Raw genomic sequence first — 2,294 nt, 5'->3', positions numbered from 1 at the left:
GATTAATAACACTATTCTAAAATTAATTTATTTAGGAAGTGATAGATATGAAAAAATACAATAGAGTCTTTGTCTTAGTAATTGATTCATTAGGAATAGGACAAGATGATACTTCTAAAAACTATGGAGATATAAATGTAGATACATTACTACATATATCAGAATCAGTAGATTCATTCAAAATACCGAATCTACAAAAACTTGGATTAGCAAACCTACATCCAATAAAACATGTTGATAAAATAGAACATCCACTAGGTTATCAAATGAAACTTAAAGAAGCTAGTATAGGTAAAGATACAATGACTGGTCACTGGGAGATGATGGGACTTCATATAACTAAGCCTTTCAAAACTTTCACAGATACTGGATTCCCACAAGAATTACTAGATGAGTTATCAGAAAGAACTGGTCATAAAATAGTAGGAAATAAAAGTGCAAGTGGAACAGCAATACTAGATGAATTAGGTGAACACCAAATGAAAACAGGAGATATGATAGTTTATACTTCAGCAGATTCTGTTTTACAAATATGTGGACATGAAGAAACTTTTGGTCTAGATGAACTTTACAGATGTTGTGAAATAGCTAGAGAATTAACTCTTAGAGATGAATACAAAGTAGGTAGAGTAATCGCAAGACCATACGTTGGAACAGGAAAAGGACACTTCACTCGTACAAGCAACAGACATGACTATGCATTAAAACCATATGGAAGAACTGTTTTAAACGAGCTAAAAGACAACGGATATGATGTTATATCTGTAGGAAAAATAAGCGATATATACGATGGTGAAGGAATAACTGAATCTAACAAATCTAAATCTTCTGTTCATGGAATGGAACAAACATTAGAAATAATGGATAAAGATTTTAAAGGATTATGTTTTGTAAACTTAGTTGATTTCGATGCTTTATGGGGACACAGAAGAAATCCTGTTGGATATGCTCAAGAACTTGAAAAATTCGACGTTAACTTAGGAAAAGTTATAGATAAATTAGGGGAAGATGATTTATTAATAATAACTGCAGACCATGGTAATGATCCAACATATGAAGGAACTGACCACACTCGTGAATACGTTCCATTCTTAGCTTATTCACCAGCTATGAAAAAAGGTGGAATATTAGAAGAAAAAGATACTTTTGCAACAATAGGTGCAACAATAGCTGACAACTTCAATATAAATATGCCAGAAAACACAATAGGGACATCAGTATTAGAAGAACTTGTATAATAAGTAATTTCAATACTAAAATTAAGAAAAAACTAATCAATATAGTTAGTTTATAAATAAATTAAAATATAGGTAAAAGGCAATATACGCTAAGAAAGTAGGTAGTATAATGAATACAGCAGAAATATTAAAACACGTGGATCATACATTATTAAAGCCAGTAGCAACATGGGAAGATATACAAAAAATATGTGATGAATCAATAGAATACAACACAGCATCAATATGTATACCAGCTTGTTACATATCTCGTATAAATGAAAAATACGGAGATAAAGTTAACATATGTACAGTAGTAGGGTTCCCTGTTGGATACTCAACAACAGAAGCAAAAGTTTTAGAGGCTAAACAAGCTATAGAAAACGGAGCAAACGAAGTAGATATGGTAATAAACATATCAGATGTTAAAAATGGAGATTATGACAAAGTTACAGCTGAGATTAAAGCAATAAAAGAAGCTGTAGGAGATAAAATATTAAAAGTTATAATCGAAACTTGTTTCTTAACAGAAGAAGAAAAAATAGCTATGTGTAAATGTGTTACAGATGCAAAAGCAGACTACATAAAAACATCAACTGGATTTGGAACTGCTGGTGCAACTATAGAAGATATAAAATTATTCAAACAACACATAGGAGAAAATGTAAAAATAAAAGCTGCAGGTGGAGTTAAAACTGTAGAAGACCTTGAAATGTTTATAAATGAAGGTTGTGAAAGAATAGGAACAAGTTCTGCAATAAACTTAATAAAAGGTAAAGAAGCACAAGGATACTAAAATAAAGAGGAAATAGATATGCGTTTTGTAGATGTTATAAATAAAAAAAGATATAACGAAGAATTAACAGACCAAGAAATTCAATTTTTTGTAGATGGTGTAACAGATGGATCTATACCTGATTATCAAATAAGTTCATTACTTATGGCTATAGTTTTAAATGGAATGAACGAAAGAGAAACTTCATACTTAGCTAAAGCTATGATGAACAGTGGTGATGTAATAGACTTATCTTCAATAGAAGGTATAAAAGCTGACAAACACTCAACTGGTGGAGTTGG

General features: G+C 30.8%; 2 protein-coding genes and 1 pseudogene. All 3 read left to right on the top strand.

Annotated elements, in window-relative coordinates; genetic code table 11:
- Positions 1 to 47: 47 nt before the first annotated feature.
- A complete protein-coding gene (gene deoB, locus I4U58_RS13605; protein ID WP_195931872.1) occupies positions 48 to 1,238 on the top strand; it encodes a phosphopentomutase in 1,191 nt (396 codons plus the stop codon).
- A gap of 109 nt (positions 1,239 to 1,347) precedes the next feature.
- Positions 1,348 to 2,013, top strand: a complete 666-nt coding sequence (deoC, locus tag I4U58_RS13600; RefSeq protein WP_195931871.1) for a deoxyribose-phosphate aldolase — start codon at positions 1,348 to 1,350, stop codon at positions 2,011 to 2,013.
- Between the two features lie 18 nt (positions 2,014 to 2,031).
- A pseudogene (deoA, locus tag I4U58_RS13595) lies at positions 2,032 to 2,294 on the top strand (pyrimidine-nucleoside phosphorylase); the annotation flags it as partial.

This window comes from Clostridium sp. 1001270J_160509_D11, from assembly GCF_015667935.1.
In the GTDB taxonomy this organism is placed as follows: domain Bacteria; phylum Bacillota; class Clostridia; order Peptostreptococcales; family Peptostreptococcaceae; genus Intestinibacter.
The sequence above is the reverse complement of the archived record's forward strand: the minus strand, read 5'-3'. Positions and strand labels throughout refer to the sequence as shown.